The organism is Xanthobacter luteus, assembly GCF_040049235.1.
In the GTDB taxonomy this organism is placed as follows: domain Bacteria; phylum Pseudomonadota; class Alphaproteobacteria; order Rhizobiales; family Xanthobacteraceae; genus Xanthobacter.
The window spans coordinates 663333-687283 of record NZ_JBDZDO010000001.1 but is presented as its reverse complement, the minus strand read 5'-3'; the positions used below and the strand labels follow the sequence as shown (position 1 = coordinate 687283).

Here is a 23951-nt window from a genome sequence, read left to right as displayed (position 1 = left end):
CGGGACGGCTCACGGCAGCAGAACGGCCGGCGGCAGCGGGCAGGGAGACGGGGCTAGTCCGAGCGGCGGACCGCACCCGGCAGCGCGTCCCAGCGCCTCAATAGGCCTGCTTGCGCAGGACTTCGATGAAGGTCTTCAGGATGATGGTGATGTCGAGCCAGATGGACCAGTTGTTGATGTACCAAAGGTCCATCTCAATGCGGCGTTCCATCAGTTCCAGCTTGGCAGTCTCGCCGCGCAGGCCCGTCACCTGCGCCCAGCCGGTGATGCCGGGCTTGACGTGGTGGCGGAAGGCATAGCCCGAGATCAGCTTGGAGTAGGCGTCGTCGTGGGCGATGGCATGCGGTCGGGGGCCGACGATGGACATGTGCCCGAACAGGACGTTGACCACCTGCGGCAGCTCGTCGAGGCTGGTGGCGCGCAGCACGCGCCCGATCCGGGTGACGCGCTTGTCGTTCTTCTGGGCCTGGGTGATCTCGGCCCCGTCCTCCATGACCGTCATGGAGCGGAACTTGAAGATGGTGAACTCGCGGCCGCCGAAGCCATTGCGGCGCTGGCGGAAGATCACCGGGCCTTTCGAGTCGAACTTGATGAGCAGCGCGATCATCGCGAACAGCGGCAGCAGCACGGTGAGCGCCAGCGCCGACACGGCGATGTCGAGCGCCCGCTTCTGGGTCAGCTCCACCCGCGACAGCGGCGCGCGCTGCATCTCGATGGCGACCGAGGTGCCGAACTCGACGCGCGGCGCATTGAGCAGCGGGCTGATGGAGGCGTCCGGCAGGAGCTTCACCGGGATCGGCAGCGCGCGCAGACGGCCGCGCACCTCGTCGAGCCGCGCGCGGTCGCTCCAGGGCATGGCGAGGACGATCTCCTCCACCCTGTGCTGGCGGGCATATTGGAGCGCGCTCTTCAATACGTCCTGTACGGAGGTTGCGGCCGCCTCCGCCCCGGCGGTGGGGAAAATGAAGCGCCGGCGCTCGGTCAGTCCGAGGCCGAAGATCATGTCGTCGTGGGTGAGCTTGGAAAGTTCCTTCTCGTCGCCGATGACGATGGCGGAGCGGCCGGCGACGGCGCCGGCGGCGATGCTGCGCCGGAGCCAGAGCGCGTAGAACCACCGCAAGGACGGCACCACGATAAAGCCGAGCGCGGCGAAGGTTCCGGTGGACAGGCGCGAGGTTTCGTTGCCGACTTTCAGGCAGAAAATCATGGTGCCGACGAACAGGACGGCGAAGGTCCAGTTCACGACGGCGGCGCTCACCTCGTCGCTCACCCGGGCGATCTGCCAGGGCTTGTAGAGCCCGCGCGCCTGGGTGGTGAGGACGAACGCAACGGAGGCGGCGATGCCGATGCCCAAAGTGCGGGCGAGATCGAAAGACTCCTGCCAGGCCTCAGAAAACAGGAAGGAGACGACCATGCTGAGGCCGAGGATCGCCACCACGTCCGCCGCGGCGAACATGAGCGCGGTGGAGCCGTAGCCAATTCGGGAAGCCGAAAGCCCCGCAGCGTAACCGCCGGCCTTCGGTCCGATTCGTCCCTCGTCCGCCGACAATGACATCCTGCCTCCAGACGGGTAGGACCCGCCGCTCCCCTGGCATCGTCGTGATCTCGCGATGGTGGAAGTGTTATCACGCAACCCTGCGGCATGCAAGCGAGTATTGGCATATATCAATTATACCGCCAACTGTAATATAAGTGTCATCGGTGCTAACGTCCTAAAATAAATATCCGGGATAGGATTTGTATCATTTAATTATTGGCATGATCGGCTGGGGCTGAAGAAGAAAAGCAGGTGTTCACCCGAGCAAATTATGATAGATATTATTGCATATCGGGTGTTGTTATAGAGGCCTAATTTGCCGCAGCCGGCATTTGGTCGCCGCATGGGCAGTTGTGCACTGCAAAAATCCGGTTTGATGAACCTTTGGGCGCTGACCCCCTTGCGGTTGATGGTATCATAAAACCATAAAATCGCCGGCGTGGCGGGCGCTCGACTCACGATCCGGTGAGGTTGTGGCCCGCCGCGCCGGGCGCGTGGTAGTTCGGTGCCGACTCGCAGGGGGATGGGCATGAAATTTGGCATCGGCCAGAGCCTGAGGCGCAAGGAAGACATTCCGCTGCTCACGGGCCGCGGTCGCTACGTGGGCGATCTCGCTGCGCAGGCCGACGCCCTGCCGGCGCTGGTGCTGCGGGCGCCCCATGCCCATGCGCGATTCTCCCTCGCCAACATGGACCAGGTGCGGGCGATGCCCGGCGTGCGCCTGGTGCTGACCGGTGCCGACCTGGCCGGGCTCGGCGCGATCCCGGTCGCCGGCACCGTGCGGGTGGAGGGCGAGCCGCAGATGTGGACCTCGACCCGTCCCGTGCTGTGCCGCGACCTTGTGCGCCATGTGGGCGACCCGGTCGCCTTCATCGTCGCCGATACGCTCGATGCGGCGCGCGATGCCGCGGAGGCGGTCGATGCCCGATGGGAGCCGCTGCCCGCGGTCGCCGGGCTTGCGGACGCGGTGGCCGAGGGCGCCTCGCGGGTGTGGGAGGAGCGGGCCGGCAACATCGCATTCACCACGCAGATGGGCGACGGCCCGGCGACCGAGGCCGCCTTTGCCGCCGCCGCCCGCATCGTGCGCATCGACCTCGTGAACAATCGGCTCGTCACCAATTACATGGAGACGCGCGGCGTGCTCGCCGAGGTCGAGGACAGCGGGCGGGTGCGCCTCACTTTGGGCAGCCAGGGCGCGCATGGTCTGCGCGACGCCGTCGCCAAGGTGCTGGGATGGGCGCGGGAGGACCTGCGGGTGGTCACGCCCGACGTGGGTGGCGGCTTCGGCACCAAGGCGTTCCCGTTCAGCGAATATCCGCTCGCCGCCCTGGCCGCGCGCCAGCTCGGCCGGCCGGTGGCCTGGATCGGCGAGCGCACCGAGCACTTCCTCGCCGACAGCCAGGGCAGGGACAACCTCACCCGGGCGGAGCTGGCGCTGGACGCCGAGGGCCGCTTCCTCGCCCTGAAGGTGGACACGCTCGCCAACATGGGCGCCTATCTCGGCTATTATGCGCCCGTCATCCCGTGGATCGGGGCGACCATGCTGCCGGGGGTCTATCACATCCCCGCCTTTCATGCCCGGATCCGCGGCGTGCTCACCCACACCGCTCCGGTGGACGCCTATCGCGGTGCGGGCCGGCCCGAGGCGGCCTATGTCATCGAGCGCCTGGTGGACGAAGCGGCGCGGGAGACCGGCATCGGCCCGGTGGAGCTGCGCCGGCGCAACTTCATCGCCCCCGCGCAGATGCCCTACCTCACCGCCTCCGGGCGCACCTATGACAGCGGCGCCTTCGACCGGCACCTGACGCGCGCCCTGGCGCGCGCCGGCTGGGAGGCGTTCCCGGCGCGGGCCGCGGCGGCGGCCGCGCGGGGCCTGGCCCGTGGCATCGGCCTTGCCACCTACATCGAAGCGTGCGGCGGCGGCTCGCCCGAGCCGGCCTATCTCACCCTCGACGCCGACGGCGGCGTGACGGTGAAGATCGGCACCCAGAGCAACGGGCAGGGCCACCAGACCGCCTATGCCCAGCTGGTCTCAGCCGAGCTGCAGCTGCCGCCGGAGCGGGTGCGCGTGCTCCAGGGCGACACCGACGACACCCCCACCGGCAACGGCACCGGCGGCTCGCGCTCCATCCCGGTGGGCGGCGCCGCGGTCGACGGGGCGGCGCGCGCGCTCGGCGACCAGCTGCGCGCGCTCGTCGCCGACGCGCTCGAGACCGACGCGGCCGACATCGAGTTCCGCGACGGGCGCGCCGTGGTCGCCGGCACCGACCGCGGCCTCGACCTCTCGGCGGTCGCCGCGCTGCCGGCGGCCGCGCCCGAGCTTCTGTCGGCCACCCACGCCTTCAAGCCGCCGGAGGCCACCTATCCGAACGGCACCCATGTTTGCGAGGTGGAGATCGACCCCGAGACCGGCGCCACCCGCATCGTCGCTTATACGGTGGTGGACGACTTCGGCGCCACGCTCAACCCCCTGCTGCTCGAGGGCCAGATCCACGGCGGCGTCGCCCAGGGCATCGGCCAGGCGCTGAGCGAGCACGCGGTCTACGACCGCGATGGCCAGCTGCTGACGGCAAGCTTCATGGACTATGCGATGCCGCGCGCCGCCGATTTGCCGCCGATCGCATTCGAGACCGCCAACGTGCCGTGCGCCACCAATCCGCTCGGCGTGAAGGGCGCGGGGGAGGCGGGCACGATCGGCGCCTGCCCGGCGGTGATGAACGCCATGGTTGACGCGCTTGCGCGTGCCGGCCGCCCCGCCCGCCTCGACATGCCGGCGACGCCGCAAACGGTGGCCGCCGCGTTCAGCGCACGCGGCCGCTCCGACACGGCGTCGGTCTGAAATCCCGCGCTGGGTGGCGAAACGCCGCGCCGGGTCTCGCGAAAGCGTGAGCGTAGCGCGGTTGGGTCAGAATGGAATTTCTGCAAGGTGACGGCCTGCCCCGCCGTCGTATTCGGAGATCGAGATGCGATTTGCTTCCGTCGCCGTCCTGTTGCTGACAGGACTGGCCGCCGCCGGCCCTGTCTTGGCCCAAGGCGGCCCCATCGGCGCCCGCCAGCACGCCATGAAGGCGATGCAGGACCAGGCGGAGATCGGCGCCGCCATCCTCAAGGGCCAGGCGCCCTACGACCCGGCCAAGGCCGCGCTCATGTTCAAGACCTTCGGCGACAGCATCAAGGGCTATGCGAGCCTGTTTCCGCCCGGTTCCGACAAGGGCGACACCAAGGCGCAGCCGGCGATCTGGAGCGACCGTGCCGGCTTCGAGGCCGCCATCGCCAAGTTCGAGCAGCTGGTCGCCGAGAACGCTCCGAAGGCGGCGACCGCCGACGGCTTCAAGGCGGCGTTCGTCGCGGTCGCCGACGGCTGCCGCGGGTGCCACCAAGGCTTCAAGGCCCGCTGACGACCGCGGCCGGGACCTCCGGGGTTCCGGCCGCTCTTGACCGCCGCCGCTCAGCCGAGCGAGGCCAAGGCGCAGACCACCGCTCCGCTGGCCGCGAGGAGAGCGGCCGCCAGAAGCGGCGAGGCCATGCGCGGGGCGGGGACCGAAGCCGGCAGGCGGGCCCAGCCGACGATCATGGGGCGCACCAGATTCCGGCGCGCGACGAGTGCGTAGGCGAGTACCGCAGCCACATGCAGGCCCACGGCAACGAGGATGAGGTCGAACAGGAAGGCATGCCACGCGGTGGCGGCCGCGCTGGTGGCGCCGTCCATGAACCGGGCGAGGGGCCCTTCCACGATCAGCCCGTCGCTGGAGAATAGGCCGCTGACCGCCTGGGCCAGCAGGAGCCCGATCAAGGCGAGCACCATCAGGGCGCCGGCAGGATTGTGCCCGGCATGGGGATCGCCTCGGCCCCGGCCGAAGCGCGCGAGGTGGCGAAGCGCCGCCCTGGGTGTGCGGACGAAGTGCGCGAAGCGCGCGGTATCGCTGCCGACGATGCCCCAGGCGATGCGGAACAGGACCAGAGCCAGAATCGCGTAGCCGGAGAGGAAATGCCAGTCGATCCGGCCCGTGCGCGCGCTCGCATAGGAAAATGCCACGAGCAGGACGATGCTCCAGTGGAACAGCCGCGTCGGGGCGTCCCACACCCGCACCTTGTGTTCCAGGCCGGGATCAAGTGTCGGAACGGGTCGCGTGATGTCGTCCATGCAGAGCGCCCCACCCTTGCGCGATACTTGCTGGCGTTGGGGAAGATAGGATCCGCAACCCGCGCGTGCGATGGCGCGGCGGTTCTTGGCCCTACCAGATGGTGCCGCGTCCGTTGGGCGAAAGGCGGGAGCGGCGCTTGGTCGCTGGCGCATCCCTATGCTGCACTGCGGGACCTTTGGACCCCCGCGTCCGGCCGGATCGCCGGCTACCGACCCCGGAAATGCCAGGGAAAGCGCCTGTGTCGGTACCAAGGGACCGCCTCAAATCGCTTGAAAATACTCGATTTCATGATGGATTTGGGGTGTTTTCAGATTGCGCCGCGGCACAGACCATGATACTTTTTGGCATGCTCGAATAAGGGAGCCGGTCATGGCCACCTACGCACGTCGTCTTTTTTGCGCTGCCGCATTCGCTTCGGTCCTGGTCGCGGCGCCGGCTGCTGAGGCCAGCATGTTGCAGCGGATCCAGATGCTGAGGTCGAGTTCCGTTCCGCTGGTGTCGAGCTATCGTCCGGCGATGTTCGGGATCGGCCCCGGCACGCGGACCCTGCTCGCGTTCCGTGCCTACTCCTACGATCGCTATCTTAGCATCGTGTTCCGGCGCCCGGTCAGCGCGTTCTGCCGCTTCTTCTGCTGACAGCCCAGATTGGCTCTGGCTCGATAGTGGCACCCTTGGTCGCTCTCACCTCGAACTGTTGGGGTATGGCGTGCCAAGGGTGTTTTGTTTGTTGGGTTCGGCACCCGATCATTGCGGCTGGCTGTGTGCGCCCTGGGGTGGTCTGACTTCTTGCAGGGATCTCCCTGATCGGTAGGGCCTGATTCGAGGGTTGCGCGCCGAACGGATCGGCAGCTGGCGATCTCGGTACGACTGGTGCCGGGCGACGAGGCCACGGAGGTTCGGAGTCCGCCATGTTGCGCGTCAATGCAGGTTCCAGAGTGGCGGGTGAATCGGGTGCCGGCGGCCAGCAGGTCATTGCTGGCATGTTGGCGGTGCTCCGGCGGCGCAAATGGCTGATTGGCGCCATCGTCGCCTCGATGGCCGGCTTGTCGGCGATTTACGCGGCGTCCATCACCCCTCAATTCGTCGTCGAAGGGCAGCTGCTGATCGATACGCAGCAGTCGCGCACCCTCGACTTCGGCGACGGGACCAACGTGGTCGACACCGGCATGCTCGACAGCCAGGTCGAGATCTTGAAGTCGGAACGCAATCTCAAGGCGGTCATCAAGGAGCTGAAGCTCGTCGAGGCCGCGAAGCAGCGCCTGGCGGCGCGGGACAACAATGACAACGTTCCTTCGGTACTGAAGGCCGTCCTGCCATTCTGGTTTCAGAAGGTGCCGCAGGGCGAGTTCGAGCTGGAGCGTGGCGTCATCGCCGGCCTGAAGGGCAACCTCAAGGTTCAGCGCGTCGGATCGTCCTTCGTGATCGGGCTCTCTTACAAGTCGCCCAACCCGCAGCAGGCGGCGGACATCATCAACCAGCTGGCCGAATCCTACATCGTCGATCAGCTGGAATCGAAGTATCAGGCAACCCGGCGGGCGAGCATCTGGCTGCAGGACCGCATCGCCGAGCTGCGCGAGCAGGCGCTCGCCGCCGACCGGGCGGTGCAGGACTTCAAGGCCAAGAACGACATCGTCAACACCGGTCGCGGCTTGGTCTCGGACCAGCAGCTGTCGGAGGTCAATTCGCAGCTCATCCAGTCCCGGGCCCAGGTGGCGGAGGCCCAGGCGCGCTACGAGCGCGTGCAGTCGATCATCAAGCAGGGATCCGCGCTCGGGGCCAGCGACGAGGCGGTGGCCGACGTGCTGAGCAATTCCATCATCACCCGGCTGCGCGGACAGTATCTGGACGCCGTCAAGCGCGAGGCGGAATGGACCAAGCGCTACGGCGAGGACCATGTGGCGGTGGTCAATCTGCGCTCCGACATGGCGGGCCTCCAGCGCGCGATTTTCACCGAGCTGTCGCGCATCGCCGAAAGCTACAAGAGCGACTTCCAGATCGCCAAGGCGCGCGAGGACAGCCTGAACCAGAGCCTCGAGCAGCTGGTGACCGAGAACAAGCTCGGCGCCCAGAAGCAGGTGGAGCTGCGCGAACTCGAGAGCACGGCGCAATCCTATCGCGCGCTCTATGACAACTTCCTCCAGCGGTTCATGCAGGCGACCCAGCGGCAGTCGTTCCCGCTGACCGAAGCGCGACTGATCACCGAAGCCTCGCGGCCGTTGGCGCCCTCGGAGCCCAAGTCGGGACTGATCGTCGCCGGCGGCACCATGCTCGGTCTGGTGTTCGGCCTGCTCGCGGCATTCTGGCGGGAGTCCATGAACCGCTCCATCCGCTCTCCGGCGGAAGTGGAACAGCATCTCGGGCTGGACTGCCTCGGCGTGCTGCCGAAGCTCACGGTCTCCGCGAGCGTGGCGCCCACGCCGGTCACCTCGACGTCGGAGACCGGCAGCGCGTTCGACAGCGCCACCGGCATCCTGCGCCAGGTGCTGACAGATCCCTTCTCGCGCTATACTGAAACCCTGCGGGCGGTGAAGGTGAGCGCCGACATCTCCATTCTCGGCCGCGCCAAGGTGATCGGCATCACCTCGACGCTGCCGAAGGAAGGCAAGTCCACCATTGCCGCCAATTTCGCGCAGCTCATCGCCCACAGCGGCGCCCGCGCGGCGCTGGTCGACCTCGATCTGCGCAATCCCTCGCTCACGCGCCGCATCACGCCCAACGTCAAGGCCGGCCTGCTGGAACTGATCGTGGGGCGGGCGACGATCGAGGAGGTGAGCCACGTCGATCCCATCACCGGCCTGCGCTTCTTCCCGTCGCTGGTCGCCGGCCACATCGTCCACACCAACGAGATCCTGGCTTCCGCCGAGATGGCGGCCACCATCGAGAAGCTCAAGGACAGCGTCGATTACCTGATCCTCGACCTTCCGCCGGTGGCGCCCGTGGTCGACGTCCAGGCCTGCTCGCATCTGGTGGATTGCTTCGTCTATGTCCTCGAATGGGGCCGGTCGAACCGCGACCTGGTGGGCAACATCCTGGACAACAATCCGAAGATTTCCGAGAAGGTGCTCGGCTGCCTGCTGAACAAGGCCGATTTGGCCGCGCTGCGCAATCTCGAAAACTATGGCGGCAAGTACTACTACTACAAGTACCATTCGCGGTATGGCGCGGACACCTGAGCCCAGCCGCGCACCGGCCGCGCCGCGGCGCCGCCGGTGGGTCGCCGGGCTGACCGCGCGTCTGGTCGGTCTGGGGCTGGCGGCGGCATTGGCCACCTGGAGCCTTCAGGTCGCCCCGACCGTGGCCGACAGCGATCGCCTCGCGGTCAACCTCGTGGGTCAGACCCTTCTCGACGGGGAGTTGTATTCCCAGGAAGATCTCCAGTCGCTGGAGGAGACCCTGCTGACGAACCGGGCGAACAATCTTTGCGTTCCCCTCGATCTGCGGAACGAGGTCGTGATCCGCGTCGCCCAGGTGGAGCTGCAGATCAGCCTCGGCAACGCGGACGCGGTGGAGCAGGACCTGAACGCGACCGAGGAGAGCGCGCGCCACGCCATCTCGTGCGACCCGAACATGTCGCTGGCCTGGATCGCGCTCGCGTGGGCCGAGTTCGTCAGGAACGACTATACGCCCCGCATGGCCGAGCTGGTGCGCATGTCGATGGTGACGGGCGCCAACGAGGGGTGGAGCATCGCCCGCCGGGTGCAGCTTCTGCTGGAGGCGCTGCCCAAAATGACCGATCCGCAGATGCGCGACCTCCTCGCCGGCCAGGTGCGGCGGCTGATGGCCGGGGGCTACAATAGGATCCTGGCCTTCCACTATGTCCGCCTGGAGGACGCCGAGCGACGCTTCCTGGCCGACATCTTCGCCACCGGCGACAAGGATCAGCAGACCAAGATCGCGGCGGAGGTCTGGCGCTCGGGCGAGGACATCGATCTGCCCCTGACCCCCGCGCGCGGCACGCGTCCCTGGAACTGAAGGGCTCGCGCAAGCCCCGGACCTGACTGGAACATGCGGATGGAGCTTCAGGATAGCCGGGATCTGGATCAGCCGGCAGCCAAAGGGGGCGATGCGCGCCAGCAGCACGGGATCGTCGATCGCCTGGGATTCCTCCTCTTCCTTGCCGCGGTGGCGCTCTGCCCACTGCCGGACGGCTCCAACGACCTGATCTGGACCGTGGTCTGGGGTGCCTTGGCCAGCGTCAGCGTGCTGCTCCTGTCCTACCGCTCCGTCACCGGCGGCGCGGCGGCGGTGATCCTGGCGTGCGGCGTGGTCGCCGCGGCCTACATCGTCGTCGCGGTGCTGCAGTCCCAGACGCCGGGACCTTTTCCTTTGCCCATCTGGGACCAGGCGAGCCGCCTGATCGGCATCGATCTGCCCCCCCTGTCGACGGCCGTGCGCGACGCCCCGCTCATGGCGGTGGGCCCCCCGATCCTGGCGTCGTTGCTGTTCATCGCCGGCGTGGTGCTCTCCGACGATGGGCGCCGCGCGGAGCTGGTCTATCGGGTGCTGATCGCCGTCGCCTGCATCAGCGGGCTGATCGGCCTCGCCGCGCTCCTGCTGGACATCGGCGCCCTGCGGCCGGCCAACAATCCGGGCGCGCTGACGACCTTCTTCCTCAACAAGAACACCACCTCCACCTATCTCGGCTCGGCCCTGCTGATGTGCCTCGCGCTTCTGCTCGTGCGCGTGCGCCTGGCGCTGCGCCAGGCCGGCGGCCGGCTGGTCTCGCTGGATGCGCTCGCGCCCACCCCCTCGGCCAAGCGCATCCTGGGCGGGCTGGTCGCCGCCGCGCTGATCCTTGCCATGCTCGTCCCGCTGGCGCGGTCGCGCGCCAGCCTCGCCATCGTCCTGGTGCTGGCCGTGCTCTGCGGGCTCTCGCTCTTCCGGCGCCGGGTGGGCTCCTGGCTGATCATCGCGCCGCTCGCGCTCGCCGCCTTCGCGCTGGCATTTCTGGTGGCAGGCGAAGGGGTGATGATACGGTTCGCCCTCAGGGGGCTCGAGGACGCCGGACGCGCGGCGGTCTACCGCTCGATGGTCGAGGGCGTCGCCGCGCATCCCCTGCTGGGCTACGGGCTTGGAACCTTTCCCAGTGTCTTTCCCGTGGTGCGCGACCCGAGCATCCGGATGGAGGGGGTCTGGAGCATGGGCCACAGCACGCCGCTCGAGCTGGCGTTCGTCGGCGGCCTGCCGCTGGCCGGGGTGGTCTTCGCGTTCTTCGGCCTATGCCTGGTGCTGCTGCTGCGGGGGGTGATCCGGCGGCCCAACGACCCCTATATCATGGGCGCGCTGCTGGTGGGCCTGCTCGGGGCGCTGCATTCGATGGTGGATTTCACGCTGCAGATCCCGGGCTATCTCATGATCTATGCGGCGGTCGCCGGCCTCGGCGTCGGCCGGGCCCTGCGGCCGGCCAATGCCGGCGCGATCGAGCGGGTGCGCCGTCGCCGCGCGAGCGTGCCGGACGCCGAACCCTCGGCCGGATGATGTCGGTGGGCCGCCCGGCGCGCCGGCCCGCACGACCGCCCCGATGCGCCCCGCCCGCCGCCGCTTCGCCCGCCCGCCCTCGCCTGCCTTGCCTTTACCGGCGGCACGATGGCATAACGGCGCGCCCGTTGCGGGTGTCGGAGCATAGCGCAGCCTGGTAGCGCATCTGCTTTGGGAGCAGAGGGTCGCAGGTTCAAATCCTGCTGCTCCGACCATAAAACATGTTGATTTTAAAAGATTTTTTGTCTTTCCGGAAATGCGGGCGGGGCGTGAAGTTGGACCTTGTCGCCGCCGCGTCGCCAGGGAACCAGCGCGCCAGCCCGGGGCAGCTCGGGTTCCGGAGGTTCTCGTCTGCAAGGCGCCAGGAGCGGATGGCTTTGCTGGGCCGGGAAGCGCACCTCTGAGCGAGGCCCCCGACCCTGGCCGTGCCCTACTGGCCGCCGGGCTGCATTTGGGATTTGCCGTCGTGGCTCTCGATCCACCTGCAAACCCGGTCGCTGGCTGCCCGCAGCGGCGAGCCGAGGGGGGTGTAGGCGAAATAGCTGCGCGAGGGCAGCGAGAGGTGCGGAAACGGCGCCACCAGCCGCCCGGCCCGCAGATCGTCTTCGATCAGCGCGGATGGCGCCATCGCCACGCCGAGGCCGTCGATGGCGGCCTGGATCGCCAGGTAAAAGTGGTCCAGAGTCAGTGTCGCCGCCGGCTCGAGCGAACCATGTCCGGCCTTCGCCAGCCAGTCGCGCCAGAGCCGCGGCATGCTGGTCACGTGGAGCAGGGTGTGCCGCGCCAGATCCCCCACCTCGTCGAGAGGCTGGCGCTGGAGCAGCGAAGGACTGCAGGCCGGCAGCCGGCTCTCGGCCAGCAGGAAACGGGCCTCGAAGCCATGGAACTGGTCCGGCCCGCCGCGAATGATCAGGTCATAGTCGCAGGCCAGCGCGTCCACAGGCTCCTGGCCGGTCGTCAGCTCGATCTCAATCCCGGGATGCGCCCCGCGCAGCAGGCCAAGCTTGGGGATCAACCAGCGCAGGCTGAAAGTGGCCAGCGCGTTGACCTTGAGCAGGACGGTTCCGCTGGCCGGCTGCCCATGGAGAACCGCCGCCCGGGCGATGCGCTCGAGCGCGGGCTGAATCTCCGCGCGTAGCGCTCGGCCCTCCGCGGTCAGGGCGACGCCGTGGCTCAGACGCCGAAACAGCGGCGGGGGACCGAGCCATTCCTCCAGGAGCCGGACCTGCCGGCTGACGGCGCCATGGGTGACGCCGAGTTCGGCCGCGGCGTCCTTGAAGCTCGACCGGCGCGCGGCCGCCTCAAACGCACGGATGGCATTGAGAGGCGGCACGGGCCGACTCTTTGACGGTCTGTCTATCATGTGATTTTTTCTGACATCAGGCATCTTAATTTGTCGTTTGCGTGCAGCTTTCGCGCAAGCGCAAAGTTCCGGCGTGACAAATTCGCCCAACGCCCGTCGTTCCACCACATCGCCGGCCCTGACCGGGGCGCCCGATACTGGCCGGCGGACCTTGGTCCTTTCCGGCCTCGCCCATGCCCTGCACGACGGCTACACCGACGCCATCTATGTCCTGTTGCCGGTGTGGCGCGCCGAGTTCGGGCTCGATTATGCTGCTCTCGCGCTGCTGCGCGGCCTCTATGCCGGCGCCATGGCCGCGCTGCAGATGCCCGCGAGCTGGCTCGCCGGTCACCTCGGCGGGCGGGCGGTCCTGATCTTCGGCACCCTGCTCGCCGCGGCCGGCTACGTTCTGGCCGGCTTCAGCGGCGGCGCGATGGGGCTGTGCGCCGCGCTGTTCGTCTGCGGTGCCGGCTCCAGCGTCCAGCATCCCATCGCTTCCAGCGCGGTCTCGCGTGCCTACGGTTCCGCGGCCCGCGGGCCGCTTGGCACCTATAATTTCAGCGGCGATCTCGGCAAGGCCGTCATCCCGGCCGCGCTCTCCTTCGGCCTGACGGTGACGCCCTGGCGGTCCGCATTGTGGCTGCTGGCCCTGGCGGGGATCGCCGTGGCCGCCATCATCGCCCTGTCGCTGCCGAAGATCCATCCAGCGCCGGCGCCGCGCGCCGCCGCGCGCGCGCCGGCCCGCGGCGGACACGGCTTCCCGTTGCTGCTGGCGATCGGGGTTATCGATACCGGCACGCGAATGGGGTTCCTGACCTTCCTGCCGTTTCTCCTGCTGCTGAAAGGCGCTTCGCAGCCGCTCGTCGGGACCGCCCTTGCCCTCGTCTTTCTGGGCGGCGCCGCTGGCAAGCTCGCCTGCGGTTGGCTCGCTCAACGCTGGGGCGTCGTTGGCGTCACCCTATGCACGGAGGGACTCACGGCGTTGCTCATCGCGCTCGCCGCCGTCCTGCCATTGCTGCCGCTGCTATTCATCCTGCCGCTGCTCGGCCTGACGCTGAACGGCACCTCGTCGGTGCTCTACGGCACGGTACCCGAGCTGTCGCCGCCCGAGCGCACCGAGCGGGCTTTCGCCATCTTCTACACCGCCGTGATCGGGTCGGGGGCGCTGTCGCCGTTGCTGTTCGGCGCGCTCGGGGACCAGGCCGGCCCGGTCGTCGCGACCTTCGCGACGGCGGCCACCGCCTTGGCCAATCTTCCGCTCGCACTGGCCCTCGGGCCGAAACTGATGCGGCGTTGAGCGGGGGCCCGTCTCCGGCAGAGCCATGCGTTGCAGGCTTTGCACGATCTCTGACGATGGGCCGTGCCTTCCCGGCACCGCCCCGGAGCGGGCCGATCTGTGCGCGCGGCGCGCCGCTTTCGTCAAGCAAGGTCGCAAAGCGCATCGCTTCCCGGCCCGCCCGCCCCGTCACGCGGGCCCGGCGCCGCCCGGCGGCGGGCCGGAGCGCGATCCGCCCCCATGGACCCGCGGCGGTTCCACGGGGGCGCGCAGCCGCCCTCTAACCATTCGATGGAAAAGGATTCGGGAGCAGATCCGGCGCTAATCGGTCGCCTTGATGCCGGCATCCTTCACGACACGGCCCCATTTGGCGACGTCGGCGTCCAGCACCGCCGCCGCTTCCGCCGGCGTGCCGCCGACGATCACGGTGCCGAGGTCGGTGAGGCGCTGACGGGCCGCCGGGTCCGTGAGCGCCTGCTTCACCGCATTGGACCACAGATCGACGATGGGCTGGGGCAGGTGGGCCGGGCCCATCACCATGTACCAGGTGTCCACGTCGAAGCCCGGGACGCCGCTCTCCGCGACCGTCGGCACGTCCGGCAAAGTGGGGACGCGGGTCTTGGTCGTCACCGCCAGCGGCCGCAGGGTGCCGGCGCGGATGTGGGGCAGCACCGTGGGCACGGTGTCGAAATTGAGGTCCACCACGCCCGCGACCAGATCGTTGATGGCCTGGCCGCTGCCCTTGTAGGGCACGTGCACCAGGTCGGCGCCGGTGGCCTGCTTGAACAGTTCGGCCGCCAGATGCTGCTGGGTGCCGACGCCCGAGGAGGCGTAGTTGGGCTTCTGCGCGCTCTTCTTGGAGAAGGCGATGAGCTCCTGAAGGGTCTTCACCGGCGAGGCGGCGGGCACCACCACCACCTGCGGCACCGTGCCCACCACCGCGACGGGGGTGAAGCTGCGCAGCGGATCGTAGGGCACGCGCATCACCGCCGGCACCATGGCGTTGGAGCTCACATGGCCCATCAGCATGGTGTAGCCGTCGGGCGCGGCGCGGCTGACGGCGGCGGCGGCGATGGTGCCGCTGGCGCCCGATCGGTTCTCCACCACCACCGGCTGGCCGAGCACTTCGGAAAGCTTCGGGGCGATCAGGCGGGCGATGATGTCGGTGCCGCCGCCGGGGGCGAAGCCCACCATGAGGGTGATGGGCCGGCTCGGATACTTCTCCTGCGCGGCGGCGGGCGTGCACAGGGCAAGAAGGCCGGCGCAGAGGGTCGACACGACCGTGCGCCGCGTGGCGTTCGATGGCATGGGCGTCTCCTTGGGTCCCTGGCGTTGGCCGGCTTCTCGGCGCCGCACGCATGGGCGGGCGGCACCGGGCCGGCTCGGCGCCGTGGCTTGGCTCAGTGGTGTTCGAACAGGCGGCCGAAGCCGGCGAAGCGGTCGGTGATGCCGAGCTTGCGCAAGGCGGTCCAATAGATCGCCGTGCCGACCGAGAAGACCGGCAAGCCGAGCCAGCGCTCCGCCTCGTCGGCGATGCGCGCGAAGCGCAGATTGGTGCCGAGCTGGATGATGGCGTCGGGCTTGGCCGCGGCCAGCGTCTTCACCGCCGGGATGAGCGTGTCGGCGCGCTGCGCGCCCACATGGATGATGCTCTTGCACTTGAGCCCTTCCACCGCCACCACCTCGTAGCCCTTCTCGGTGAAGTAGCGCACCGCATTCTGGTCGATCACCGGGTAATAGGGCGTGAGCAGCGCGATGCGCCGGGCGCCGACCACCTCGAAGGCCCGCTCCGCCGCCTCGGCGCCCACCGTGACGTCGCAGCCCGCGCGGTCCTTGAGCTCCTTGCGCAGGGCCATGCTGCCCTCGACGCCGCCCATGAAGCTCTCCGAGGACATGCCCATGATGAGATGGTCCATCTGGGCCTGCACCAGGGCCTCGACGGCGTCCGCCACGTTGCGGCGGGTGTGGGCCATGATGAGGCGCCAGTCGTCGTCGGAACGCACCTTCTGGTTGGGCACGTAATAGCGGTTCACCACATTGACGACGCCGGTCGGCGCCATCTCATGGAATTCATTTTCCACCACCGTGTTGGGCGCGGGGGTGAGCACGCCGAATTTCGCGCGCCATCCGATGGCGTCGGGAAACCGCTCGTCATCGAGGCGAATGTTGGTGTTGAGGTCCGCTCCGCCCTTCAGGGCCGTGGCTGTGGTCACGAATGTCCTCCCTTGTCCGTTCAGCCGGTACACACAAAAGGAATTCATTTTCCGTAGCAATAGGCAATGCTCGCCCTGCAGGCAAGCCAAAATTGCCAAAATGAATTCATAAATGATCCGGCCGTGCCCCTGTGCCGCTGGGGGCGCGTTGCCTGTGGCGCCGGCCTGCCGCGAGGGTTCAAAATGAATGCAATGCCGCTTAGATTCGCCGGCGAACCGAAAAATGAGGAGACCGACGCTTGGGAACGCCCGGCAATGCCTTGCTGCACGACGAGCTGGTGGCGCGGCTGCGCGCCATGATCGTGGACGGCGAGCTGCCGCCCGGCGCCCGGATACCCGAGCGCGAGCTATGCGAGCGGTTCGAGGTCTCCCGCACGCCCCTGCGCGAGGCGCTGAAGGTGCTCGCCTCCGAGGGGCATGTCAGCCGGCTGCCCAACAAGGGGGCGCGGGTCACCCGCCTCACCACGCAGGACGTGGAGGAATTGTTCGAGGTCTCGGGCGCGTTGGAGGCGCTGGCCGGCGAGCTCGCCTGCGCCCGCATCAGCGATACCGAAATCGCCGAGATCAAGGCGCTGCACTACGAGATGGCGCTCTACCACCACAAGCGCGATTTGCCCGCTTACTACACGCTGAACCGGCGCATCCACGAGGCGCTGGTGCGGGCCTCCGGCAGCAAGGTGCTGCAGGGCCTCTACGAGCAGGTGAGCGCGCGCATCCGTCGCGCGCGCTTCGTCGCCGCCATGCCGTTTGACCGGTGGGATCAGGCCATGAGCGAGCACGAGGGCATCCTCAACGCACTCGTCCGCCGCGACGGCGCGACCCTCGGCGCCATCCTGAAGCAGCACCTGCAGAACAAGAGCAAGCAGGTGGTGGAGGCCGGCTTCGCGGTCGACCACGACGACGGCGCGGCCGACGCGCCGCCGCCGCGCCGGCGGCCGCCGCGCCGCAAGCGGCCTGCCGGGGAGGGGACCTAGAGCCGGATCTGGCCATCGGTCTCGATTTGATGAGGTGGAGGCCGGCCCCGCCGGAGCGGCCGGTCAGGCCTCGCCGGGGCGCTCGGGAACGCGCGAGCGGCGCTCATCCCCTTGGCGCGCATCGGCTGTCGGGCGCGCTGGGTCAGGTCTGCCACGGCATCGCCTCCGCGTGCACGCCGCGGTCCTGGCGCCAGGCGTCGAGCCGGGCCTTCACCGCGCGGGCGAGGTCGTCCGGCGCCGGGCCCCGACATAGGCCGCATGCGGGCTCGCCACCTCGCGGAACACGGGCAGGGTGCGGGCGAGGATCGGCAGGCGGTGCCGGGCCGCCTCCATCGGCGGCAGGCCGAAGCCCGCGCTCTTGCTGGCGGCGAGCGGGCCGGTGCTCGCCGCGCGGGTCCGGGCCGTCGCGCCGCCACGCGATTCGAAGCGATGCCCGCGCCTCCGGTTTCTCCGGTCAGGACGCTCGAGCCTTGCGCGGCAGGAAAACGACCCGGCGCATACGCGCGGCCGTCAGGCCGGCCAGTTGTCGAAGTCCGCTTGCGCCATCATCGCGGCGAGCTCCCGCACACCGACCTTCGGCTCCCAGCCGAGCTTGGCGCGCGCCTTGGCGGCGTCGCCGAGCAACAGGCTCACCTCCGCCGGGCGGTAGAACCGGGGATTGATCTGCACCACCACCTTGCCGGTCTTGCGTTCCAAGGCCTGCTCGGCCTCTCCCGTGCCGGTCCATTCGAGCTCGATGCCGATCGCCTCGGCGGCGAAGCGGACGAAGTCGCGAATCGGCGTGGTCACGCCGGTGGCCAGCACGTAGTCGTCCGCCGTCTCCTGCTGGAGCATGCGCCACATGCCCTCCACATAGTCGCCGGCAAAGCCCCAGTCGCGCTTGGCGTCCAGATTCCCGAGCGCGAGCGGCACCTGCTCGCCGCGGGCGAATCGGGCGAGGCCCAATGTGATCTTGCGGGTGACGAACTCGCTGCCGCGCAGCGGGCTCTCGTGATTGAACAAGATCCCCGAGGATGCGTGGATGCCGAACGATTCCCGGTAGTTGACCGTGATGTAGTGGCCGTAGGTCTTGGCGACCCCGTAGGGCGAGCGCGGGTGGAAGGGCGTGTCCTCGTTCTGCGGCGTGGACCGAACGAGGCCGAACATCTCCGACGTGGACGCCTGGTAGAAGCGCGACTGCGGCGTGAAGGTGCGGATGCAATCGAGCAGGCGCACCACGCCGAGGCCGTTCACGTCGGCAGCATAGACCGGCTGCTCCCACGACGAGCCGACGAAGCTCTGGGCGGCAAGATTATAGATTTCGTCGAAGGTCGAATCGCGAATGATGCGAATAATATTATTCGTTTCAATTAGATCGAAATATACATACTCGATATCATCGGCGATGCCGAGTTTTTGAAGGCGCGTAGTTTCGGGATGCGAACTGCGGCGCACCGCGCCAGTGACATGATACCCCTTTTCCAGCAGTAGTTTCGCGAGATATGCACCGTCCTGCCCACTGATCCCTGTTATCAGTGCACGCATTTTAATGATCCCCACTCCGATCTAAAGCTTGTAGTTGCGCTTGATAAGGGTAGAGTTCCCTGCTGTCTAGAGTTATCGCGGTACGGCAAGTTGGCATTCCCTCCCCTTGTCGCGGGCGGCGCGTCAGCGTGCCATGATGGACCGGCCCCGCCAGCCGAGATCGCGTCATGTGCCGACTGACAGGCCGGCCGCCGGCTGATCCCGTCTGGAGGAATGCGGCTTCATCCGCTAAGAGGTAGCCCGGGCCCCGGCGATGGGTGACCGAGGTGGCAGGTGCGCGGGGACATGGAGCCAAAGACAATAACCCTGGGCCCAGGTTCGGTCTCCGATCGCGGCATCAACCGCGGCCTGTGGTCGTTGCGCTGCAATCGGGCCAATTGCCCGCCGGCGCTCGCCAAGCCGTGCTGGTTGCATGGTAGCCGGGGCGCCGCGCGGCCGTTCGGGATCGATGTGGTCGGCTATCTGCTGTCGGAGATCGGCCTTGGCGAGGCCGCGCGCCTCCTGGTGAGCGCGCTCGATGCCGCTTCCATCCCCACCAGCCTCGTCAATGTGCCGCTCGCGGGTCGCCAGGCGGAAGGCATGCTCAGGCCGCGGCTGGTTTCGAGCGGCGGCCACCGGCTGGCCCTGACCGTGTCCGGCGCCCTGGAGATCGGCGCTTTCGCCGGCCGGGCCTGCCGCGGCCAGCAGAACGTGCACTACACGTTCTGGGAATTGCCCACGGTGCCGGACAGCTGGCGGGCGATGTTCGACGGCTTCGACGCATTCTGGGCCCCCACGACCTTCGTGCGGGACATGCTGATGTCGGTGCAGAAGCGACCGGTCCATCTGGTGCCGCAGGCGATTCGCCTGCCCGCCGCGCCGCCGCCGCCGCGCGCCGGCGGGCCGCTGCGGGTGCTCACCTTATTCGACTACGATTCGTATGTGGCGCGGAAGAACCCCCAGGGTGCATTCGAAGCCTTCCTCGCCGCGTTTCCCGCCGGCACCGAGGACGTGGAGCTGGTGGTGAAGGCGCGCGGCACGGCCTCCTTCGAGGCGCGCGCGGCCATCGCCCGAATCGCCGCGCGGGACCGCCGGGCGCGCGTGATCGACCGCACCGTGTCCCGGGACGAGATGGGCGCCATCATGGAGCGGTGCGACGTGTTCGTGTCGCTGCACCGCTCGGAGGGGTTCAGCCTCGGCTGCGCGGAAGCGCTCGCGCTGGGCAAGGCGGTGGTTGCCACCGATTTCGGCGGCACGCAGGATTTCCTCACCGAGGAGACGGGCTTTCCGGTGCGCTTCCGCCAGATCGCGGTGCGCGCGGGCGACTATCCGGGCGGCGAGGGGAGCTATTGGGCCGAGCCCGACATCGCCCACGCCGCCGCGATCCTCCGGTCGATCTATGACGACCCGGCAAGCATCGCGCCCAAGGTGCGCGCCGGCCATGCGCTGCTCCAGCGCAACAATTCCCCCGAGGCGGTCGGCGCCCGCATCCGGAGTCTGCTCGGCGCCGACGGCTGAGACCGGCGCCGCCCGGCGGGGGCCGGCGGCGGGCTGGGCAGGGGGCAGCAGGACGGCGCCGCCAGTGCAGGTCTTCAGGGGAGGAGACCGCGTTCGCCCGGCTGAGCCGCGCGCCGCGCGGCCCAGCCGGGCGCGTTTGCTCCCGCGGCCGCTGGCCGCCCGGCGGGCGGGGCGGTCGGACAAGGCGCAGCCTGCGCCGCTTTGCCTCAGGTGCCGGTGAAGCGGGGGCGCTGCTTGGCGAGGAAGGCCTCGTAGCCGGCCCGGTAGTCGCGGGTGTCGGCGAAGTCGTAATGGGCGACGCGCTCGTCCAGCGTCACCGGCGACCAGTCGCGCAGCAGGCGCAGGAGCTGCTCCTTGTTGCGCCGCTGCGCGAACGGCGAGGCGGCGGCGATGCGCCCGGCGGTGGCCATGGCCTCCGCCTCCAGCGCCTCCAGGGGAACGACACGCTGGACGATGCCGCGCTGCAGCGCCTCGGCGGCATCGAAGATGCGCCCTTCGAGCAGCAGCTCGGAGACCACGCCACGGCCGAAGAACTTGAACAAGAGCTCAGTCTCGCCCAGCGCCATGGGAAAGCCCATGCGGTTGATCGGCACGCCGAAGCGCGCGTCGGCCGCGGCGACGCGGATGTCGCACATGGCGGCGATCTCCAGCCCGCCGCCCATGCACACGCCGCGGATCATCGCCACGGTGGGCATGGGCGCGCACAGGATGGCCTCGAGGGTCGGGCGCACGTGGTTCTCGTGATAGTGCGTGACCTGCGCGCGGTTCGATCGCTCGCGCTCGAACTCGCTGATGTCGGCGCCGGCCGCGAAGCTCTCGCCGGCGCCGGCGAAGACGATGCAGCGCGCCGCGCCGGCGGCCACCAGCCGGCGGACTTCGGTGTTGAGCGCGCCCCACATCTCCACGGTGAGCGCGTTGAAGCGCCCGGCATTGTCGATCACCACCCGGGCGATGTCGCCATCGGCTTCGACGCGGATGGCGCCGGTCTGTCCGTTCATCGTCCGACCCCCAGAAGAAGATCCGGCAGGCCGGTGGCGATGCCGGGAAAGACGCACATGAGCACGATGAACGCCGCCATCAGCGCCACGAACGGCAGCGAGCCCCACAGCACGTCAGCCGCGGGAATGCTGGGCGCCACGCCGCGGATCACGAACAGGTTCATGCCCACCGGCGGCGTGATCAGCCCGATCTCCAGATTGATGGTGAGGATGACGCCGAACCAGATCAGGTCCACGTCGCCGGTGGCGAGCACCGGCGCCAGCACCGGCATGCTCATGAGGATGATGGCCACCGGCGGCAGGAAGCAGCCCACCACCAGCAGGAACAGGTTGATGACGAGGATCAGCCCCCATTTGCCGAGGTCGAGCCCCACCATCCATTCCGCCAGCGTCTGGGTGATGTAGAGGTAGCTCATCATGAAGGAGAACAGCGCCGCGGCGGCGATGATCATCAAGATCATCGAGGTCTCGCGGGTGGAGCTGACGAGGATGAGCCACAGCTGCGGCAGGCGCGTGCGGTAGACCACGGCCACCATCACCAGGGCCATCAAGGCCGCCACCCCCGCCACCTCGGACGGCGTGGCGATGCCGCCATACATGAACACCGTGACCGCGACGATGATGCCGAGGAACGGCAGCACGCGGGCGATGCCCTCCATCTTCTCCTTCAGCGAGAAATGCTCGGTCAGTGGCACGCCGCGCGCGGCGTGCCAGCTCGCGAGCCAGGCATAAGCGGAGAAGATCAGCACCAGCAGGATGCCGGGAACCACGCCGGCCAGGAACAGGCGGGCGATCGAGGTTTCCGTCACCAGCCCGTAGATGATGAAGGTGATGGAGGGCGGGATGAGGATGCCGAGCGTGCCGCCGGCGGCGATGGAGCCGGCGGCGAGCGCGCGCGGCACGCCCCGGCGCAGCATCTCCGGGATGCCCACCTTGCCGATGGCGGCGGCGGTCGCCGGGCTCGATCCGCACAAAGCGGAGAACAGGCCGCAGGCGAAGATGTTGGCGATCACGAGGCCGCCGGGCATGCGGTAGAGCCAGCGGTGCAGGCTCTCATAGAGGTCGGTCCCGGCCCGCGACAGGCCGATGGCCGCGCCCAGCACCACGAACATGGGCACCGTGAGCAGCGCGAAGGAGGACAGCTCCGACATGAAGGTCTCGGGGATCGCCTTCAGCGCGTCCGGCCCGCCGAAGATCGCCAGGAAGGCGATGGCGACCGCGGCGAGGCCGAAGGCGATGGACACGCCCGAGCACAAAACGACGATGGTGGCGACCAGCAGCAGGGCGCCGATTTCCAGCTCGCTCACGAGGCGTCTCCCCTGGCCTGGGCGGGTTCGGCGGCGACCGGTGCTGCGGCTCGGCCGGGGCGGCGCAGCCGGTCGATGGCGACGATGTATTGCAGGGCCGTCACGCCGAGGCCGAGCGGCATGGTGGCGTATTTGGGCCACAGATAGGGGGTCCACACGCCGAGCACCTTCTCGCCCGAGGCGTAGGCGCGCAGCGTCAGCTCCAGGCCCACATAAGCGAGATAGGCGCACACCACGAGGCCGAGCAGGTTGCCCGCCAGCGCCAGCCGGCGGCGGGCGGCGTCCGACAGGGTCGCGTCCAGCAGCTCCATGCCGATGTGGCCGTTGGTGCGCAGCGTGAAGGGCGAGGCGAGGAACACCGCCGCCACCGCCAGATAGATGCTGGTCTCCAGCTCCCAGCTGTTGACGCCGCCGATGGCGCGCCAGAACACCATCCAGGAGACCGCCAGGATGGCGCCGAGCAGGCACAGCGCGGCGCCGCCCGCCATCACGGTTCCTGCGGTGTCCACCAGACGAGCGAATTTTTCCATGGCAATCCCCTCCCGCGCCCGGCCGGTCCCGCACGCAGGCGGGGCCGGCCGGGCGCGGCAACGTCAGTTCTTGATCTGCGCGCGCAGGATGGCGACGAGTTCCTTGGCGCGCGGGCTCACGGCCTCGAACGCGGTCCAGGAGGTCTTCTGGGCGATCGCGATCCAGGCGTCGTATTCGGACTTGGTCATCTGGCGCACCTCCGCCCCGGCCTTCTTGAAGGTGTCGACGGTCTTCTGGCCCACCTCCAGCTGCTCGGCGAGGAACGAGGCGTCGGTGATGGCGGCCGCCTCGTCGAACGCCTTCTGCTGGGCCGGGGTCAGCTTGTCCCAGGCGGACTTGGAGATCACCAGCGGCTGGAGCACCATGAACACCGAATAGTCGCCGCCGATGGTGGCGTACTTGGTCTGCTCGTAGAGCCGCGTGGAGAGCAGGGTCTCGAACGAGGTCATGAGCCCGTCGAGCACGCCGGTCTGCACCGCGTTGTAGAGCTCGGTGGAGGGCATGGAGAACACCGAGGCGCCGGCGGCGGCGAGCATCAGGTCGACGGTCTTGTCGGCGCCGCGCATCTTGAGGCCCTTCACCGAGTCCGGCCCGGTGATCGGCCGCACCCGGTTGGCGAAGCCGCCCTCGGTCCACCACCAGGTGAGGATGTGCAGGCCGTTGGCCTCCGCCACCTCCTGGACCTTCTGGTGGAACGCGCCGCCCTTGAGCTTGGCGGCATTGGCGACGTTGCCCACCGCGCCGGGCAGGATGGTGGCGGAAAATTCCGGCACCTTGCCGACACCGTAGATCAGCGGGAACACCGACATCTCGATGGTGCCCTGCTGGAGCGCGTCCACCTGCTGGATCGGGTTCGAGATCAGCGAGGAGCCGGGATAGATGCGGAACTTGATGGAGGGGTCGCGCTTCTGCACCTCCTTCACGAACTCCCGCGCGGCGCGGTCGCGCCCGTCGGTGCCCTGCTTCCACTGGTGGGTGAGCTTCAGCTCGACGCTCTGCGCCGAGGCGGTGGTTGCTCCGGCGGCCATGGCAAGGGCGATGGCTGCCGCCCGGAACGTGGTCTTCATTGGCGTCTCCTCCTTCATCGACCCGGTTCTTCGCGCGGGTCCGCTTCTTCAAGTCGTCGGTG

General features: G+C 68.6%; 19 protein-coding genes and 1 tRNA gene. 10 read left to right on the top strand and 10 right to left on the bottom strand.

Going from position 1 to position 23951, the window contains the following annotated elements; all coding sequences use genetic code 11:
- Positions 1-97: 97 nt before the first annotated feature.
- Complete coding sequence (locus ABLE88_RS03360) at positions 98-1555, bottom strand: undecaprenyl-phosphate glucose phosphotransferase (RefSeq protein ID WP_348830049.1); 1458 nt, start codon at positions 1553-1555, stop codon at positions 98-100.
- A 511-nt stretch (positions 1556-2066) separates the two neighbouring features.
- On the opposite strand from ABLE88_RS03360, the gene ABLE88_RS03355 reads away from it, so the two are divergent.
- Positions 2067-4376 carry a xanthine dehydrogenase family protein molybdopterin-binding subunit gene (locus ABLE88_RS03355; RefSeq protein WP_348830048.1) on the top strand — a complete coding sequence of 770 codons (2310 nt, stop codon included), beginning with the start codon at positions 2067-2069 and terminating at the stop codon, positions 4374-4376.
- A 124-nt stretch (positions 4377-4500) separates the two neighbouring features.
- Positions 4501-4935, top strand: a complete 435-nt coding sequence (locus tag ABLE88_RS03350; RefSeq protein WP_348830047.1) for a c-type cytochrome — start codon at positions 4501-4503, stop codon at positions 4933-4935.
- A 50-nt stretch (positions 4936-4985) separates the two neighbouring features.
- On the opposite strand, the gene ABLE88_RS03345 is transcribed toward ABLE88_RS03350, so the two are convergent.
- Complete coding sequence (locus ABLE88_RS03345) at positions 4986-5681, bottom strand: cytochrome b/b6 domain-containing protein (RefSeq protein WP_348830046.1); 696 nt, start codon at positions 5679-5681, stop codon at positions 4986-4988.
- Between the two features lie 370 nt (positions 5682-6051).
- Between ABLE88_RS03345 and ABLE88_RS03340 the strand changes: the two genes are divergently transcribed.
- The 5 genes from ABLE88_RS03340 to ABLE88_RS03320 all read left to right on the top strand — a co-directional run bounded on the left by ABLE88_RS03340 (position 6052) and on the right by ABLE88_RS03320 (position 11375).
- Positions 6052-6318 carry a hypothetical protein gene (locus ABLE88_RS03340; protein ID WP_348830045.1) on the top strand — a complete coding sequence of 89 codons (267 nt, stop codon included), beginning with the start codon at positions 6052-6054 and terminating at the stop codon, positions 6316-6318.
- Between the two features lie 344 nt (positions 6319-6662).
- Entirely contained in the window at positions 6663-8855 is a 2193-nt protein-coding gene (locus ABLE88_RS03335) for a Wzz/FepE/Etk N-terminal domain-containing protein (RefSeq protein ID WP_348830044.1), read from the top strand.
- A 121-nt stretch (positions 8856-8976) separates the two neighbouring features.
- Positions 8977-9654, top strand: a complete 678-nt coding sequence (locus ABLE88_RS03330; RefSeq protein WP_348830043.1) for a hypothetical protein — start codon at positions 8977-8979, stop codon at positions 9652-9654.
- 39 nt (positions 9655-9693) lie between these two features.
- Positions 9694-11160 (top strand): O-antigen ligase family protein, encoded by a 1467-nt coding sequence (locus ABLE88_RS03325; protein WP_348830042.1) that lies wholly within the window; start codon positions 9694-9696, stop codon positions 11158-11160.
- A gap of 138 nt (positions 11161-11298) precedes the next feature.
- Positions 11299-11375: transfer RNA gene (locus tag ABLE88_RS03320), tRNA-Pro, on the top strand.
- A 215-nt stretch (positions 11376-11590) separates the two neighbouring features.
- Here ABLE88_RS03320 and ABLE88_RS03315 read toward each other — a convergent pair.
- Positions 11591-12493 (bottom strand): LysR substrate-binding domain-containing protein, encoded by a 903-nt coding sequence (locus tag ABLE88_RS03315; protein WP_348830041.1) that lies wholly within the window; start codon positions 12491-12493, stop codon positions 11591-11593.
- Positions 12494-12674: 181 nt separating this feature from the next.
- On the opposite strand from ABLE88_RS03315, the gene ABLE88_RS03310 reads away from it, so the two are divergent.
- Complete coding sequence (locus ABLE88_RS03310) at positions 12675-13799, top strand: MFS transporter (RefSeq protein WP_348830040.1); 1125 nt, start codon at positions 12675-12677, stop codon at positions 13797-13799.
- Between the two features lie 300 nt (positions 13800-14099).
- Here the strand turns inward: ABLE88_RS03310 and ABLE88_RS03305 are convergent, their stop codons facing one another.
- Together ABLE88_RS03305 and ABLE88_RS03300 are read right to left on the bottom strand one after the other, a co-directional pair.
- A complete protein-coding gene (locus ABLE88_RS03305) occupies positions 14100-15086 on the bottom strand; it encodes a Bug family tripartite tricarboxylate transporter substrate binding protein (protein WP_348830039.1) in 987 nt (328 codons plus the stop codon).
- A 92-nt stretch (positions 15087-15178) separates the two neighbouring features.
- Positions 15179-15991, bottom strand: a complete 813-nt coding sequence (locus ABLE88_RS03300) for a maleate cis-trans isomerase family protein (protein WP_348830038.1) — start codon at positions 15989-15991, stop codon at positions 15179-15181.
- Between the two features lie 239 nt (positions 15992-16230).
- Here ABLE88_RS03300 and ABLE88_RS03295 point away from each other — a divergent pair, with 239 nt between their 5' ends.
- Complete coding sequence (locus ABLE88_RS03295) at positions 16231-16965, top strand: GntR family transcriptional regulator (RefSeq protein WP_348830037.1); 735 nt, start codon at positions 16231-16233, stop codon at positions 16963-16965.
- Positions 16966-17475: 510 nt separating this feature from the next.
- Here the strand turns inward: ABLE88_RS03295 and gmd are convergent.
- Complete coding sequence (gene gmd / locus ABLE88_RS03290) at positions 17476-18495, bottom strand: GDP-mannose 4,6-dehydratase (RefSeq protein WP_348831071.1); 1020 nt, start codon at positions 18493-18495, stop codon at positions 17476-17478.
- A 444-nt stretch (positions 18496-18939) separates the two neighbouring features.
- On the opposite strand from gmd, the gene ABLE88_RS03285 reads away from it, so the two are divergent.
- Positions 18940-19986: a glycosyltransferase gene (locus tag ABLE88_RS03285; protein ID WP_348830036.1), complete on the top strand. Its 1047-nt coding sequence runs from the start codon at positions 18940-18942 to the stop codon at positions 19984-19986.
- A 206-nt stretch (positions 19987-20192) separates the two neighbouring features.
- Here the strand turns inward: ABLE88_RS03285 and ABLE88_RS03280 are convergent, their stop codons facing one another.
- The 4 genes from ABLE88_RS03280 to dctP form a co-directional block, all read right to left on the bottom strand.
- Positions 20193-20984 carry an enoyl-CoA hydratase/isomerase family protein gene (locus ABLE88_RS03280; protein ID WP_348830035.1) on the bottom strand — a complete coding sequence of 264 codons (792 nt, stop codon included), beginning with the start codon at positions 20982-20984 and terminating at the stop codon, positions 20193-20195.
- Positions 20981-22291, bottom strand: coding sequence for a TRAP transporter large permease (locus ABLE88_RS03275; RefSeq protein ID WP_348830033.1), 1311 nt, complete (start codon positions 22289-22291; stop codon positions 20981-20983). The genes ABLE88_RS03280 and ABLE88_RS03275 overlap by 4 nt, the downstream gene beginning before the upstream one ends.
- On the bottom strand, positions 22288-22821 hold the full coding sequence (locus tag ABLE88_RS03270) for a TRAP transporter small permease subunit (protein WP_348830032.1): 534 nt from the start codon (positions 22819-22821) through the stop codon (positions 22288-22290). Before ABLE88_RS03270 ends, ABLE88_RS03275 begins: the two co-directional genes overlap by 4 nt.
- Positions 22822-22884: 63 nt before the next feature.
- Positions 22885-23889 (bottom strand): TRAP transporter substrate-binding protein DctP, encoded by a 1005-nt coding sequence (gene dctP / locus ABLE88_RS03265; RefSeq protein ID WP_348830030.1) that lies wholly within the window; start codon positions 23887-23889, stop codon positions 22885-22887.
- Positions 23890-23951: the final 62 nt, after the last annotated feature.

Bases quoted from the DNA above. Each gene is read 5' to 3' on its own strand.
- ABLE88_RS03335 (WP_348830044.1), top strand. From the start codon at position 6,663: ATGTTGGCGGTGCTCCGGCGGCGCAAATGGCTGATTGGCGCCATCGTC.
- ABLE88_RS03305 (WP_348830039.1), bottom strand. From the start codon at position 15,086: ATGCCATCGAACGCCACGCGGCGCACGGTCGTGTCGACCCTCTGCGCC.
- ABLE88_RS03280 (WP_348830035.1), bottom strand. From the start codon at position 20,984: ATGAACGGACAGACCGGCGCCATCCGCGTCGAAGCCGATGGCGACATC.
- ABLE88_RS03325 (WP_348830042.1), top strand. From the start codon at position 9,694: ATGGAGCTTCAGGATAGCCGGGATCTGGATCAGCCGGCAGCCAAAGGG.
- ABLE88_RS03355 (WP_348830048.1), top strand. From the start codon at position 2,067: ATGAAATTTGGCATCGGCCAGAGCCTGAGGCGCAAGGAAGACATTCCG.
- ABLE88_RS03345 (WP_348830046.1), bottom strand. From the start codon at position 5,681: ATGGACGACATCACGCGACCCGTTCCGACACTTGATCCCGGCCTGGAA.
- ABLE88_RS03340 (WP_348830045.1), top strand. From the start codon at position 6,052: ATGGCCACCTACGCACGTCGTCTTTTTTGCGCTGCCGCATTCGCTTCG.
- dctP (WP_348830030.1), bottom strand. From the start codon at position 23,889: ATGAAGACCACGTTCCGGGCGGCAGCCATCGCCCTTGCCATGGCCGCC.
- ABLE88_RS03360 (WP_348830049.1), bottom strand. From the start codon at position 1,555: ATGTCATTGTCGGCGGACGAGGGACGAATCGGACCGAAGGCCGGCGGT.
- ABLE88_RS03270 (WP_348830032.1), bottom strand. From the start codon at position 22,821: ATGGAAAAATTCGCTCGTCTGGTGGACACCGCAGGAACCGTGATGGCG.
- ABLE88_RS03350 (WP_348830047.1), top strand. From the start codon at position 4,501: ATGCGATTTGCTTCCGTCGCCGTCCTGTTGCTGACAGGACTGGCCGCC.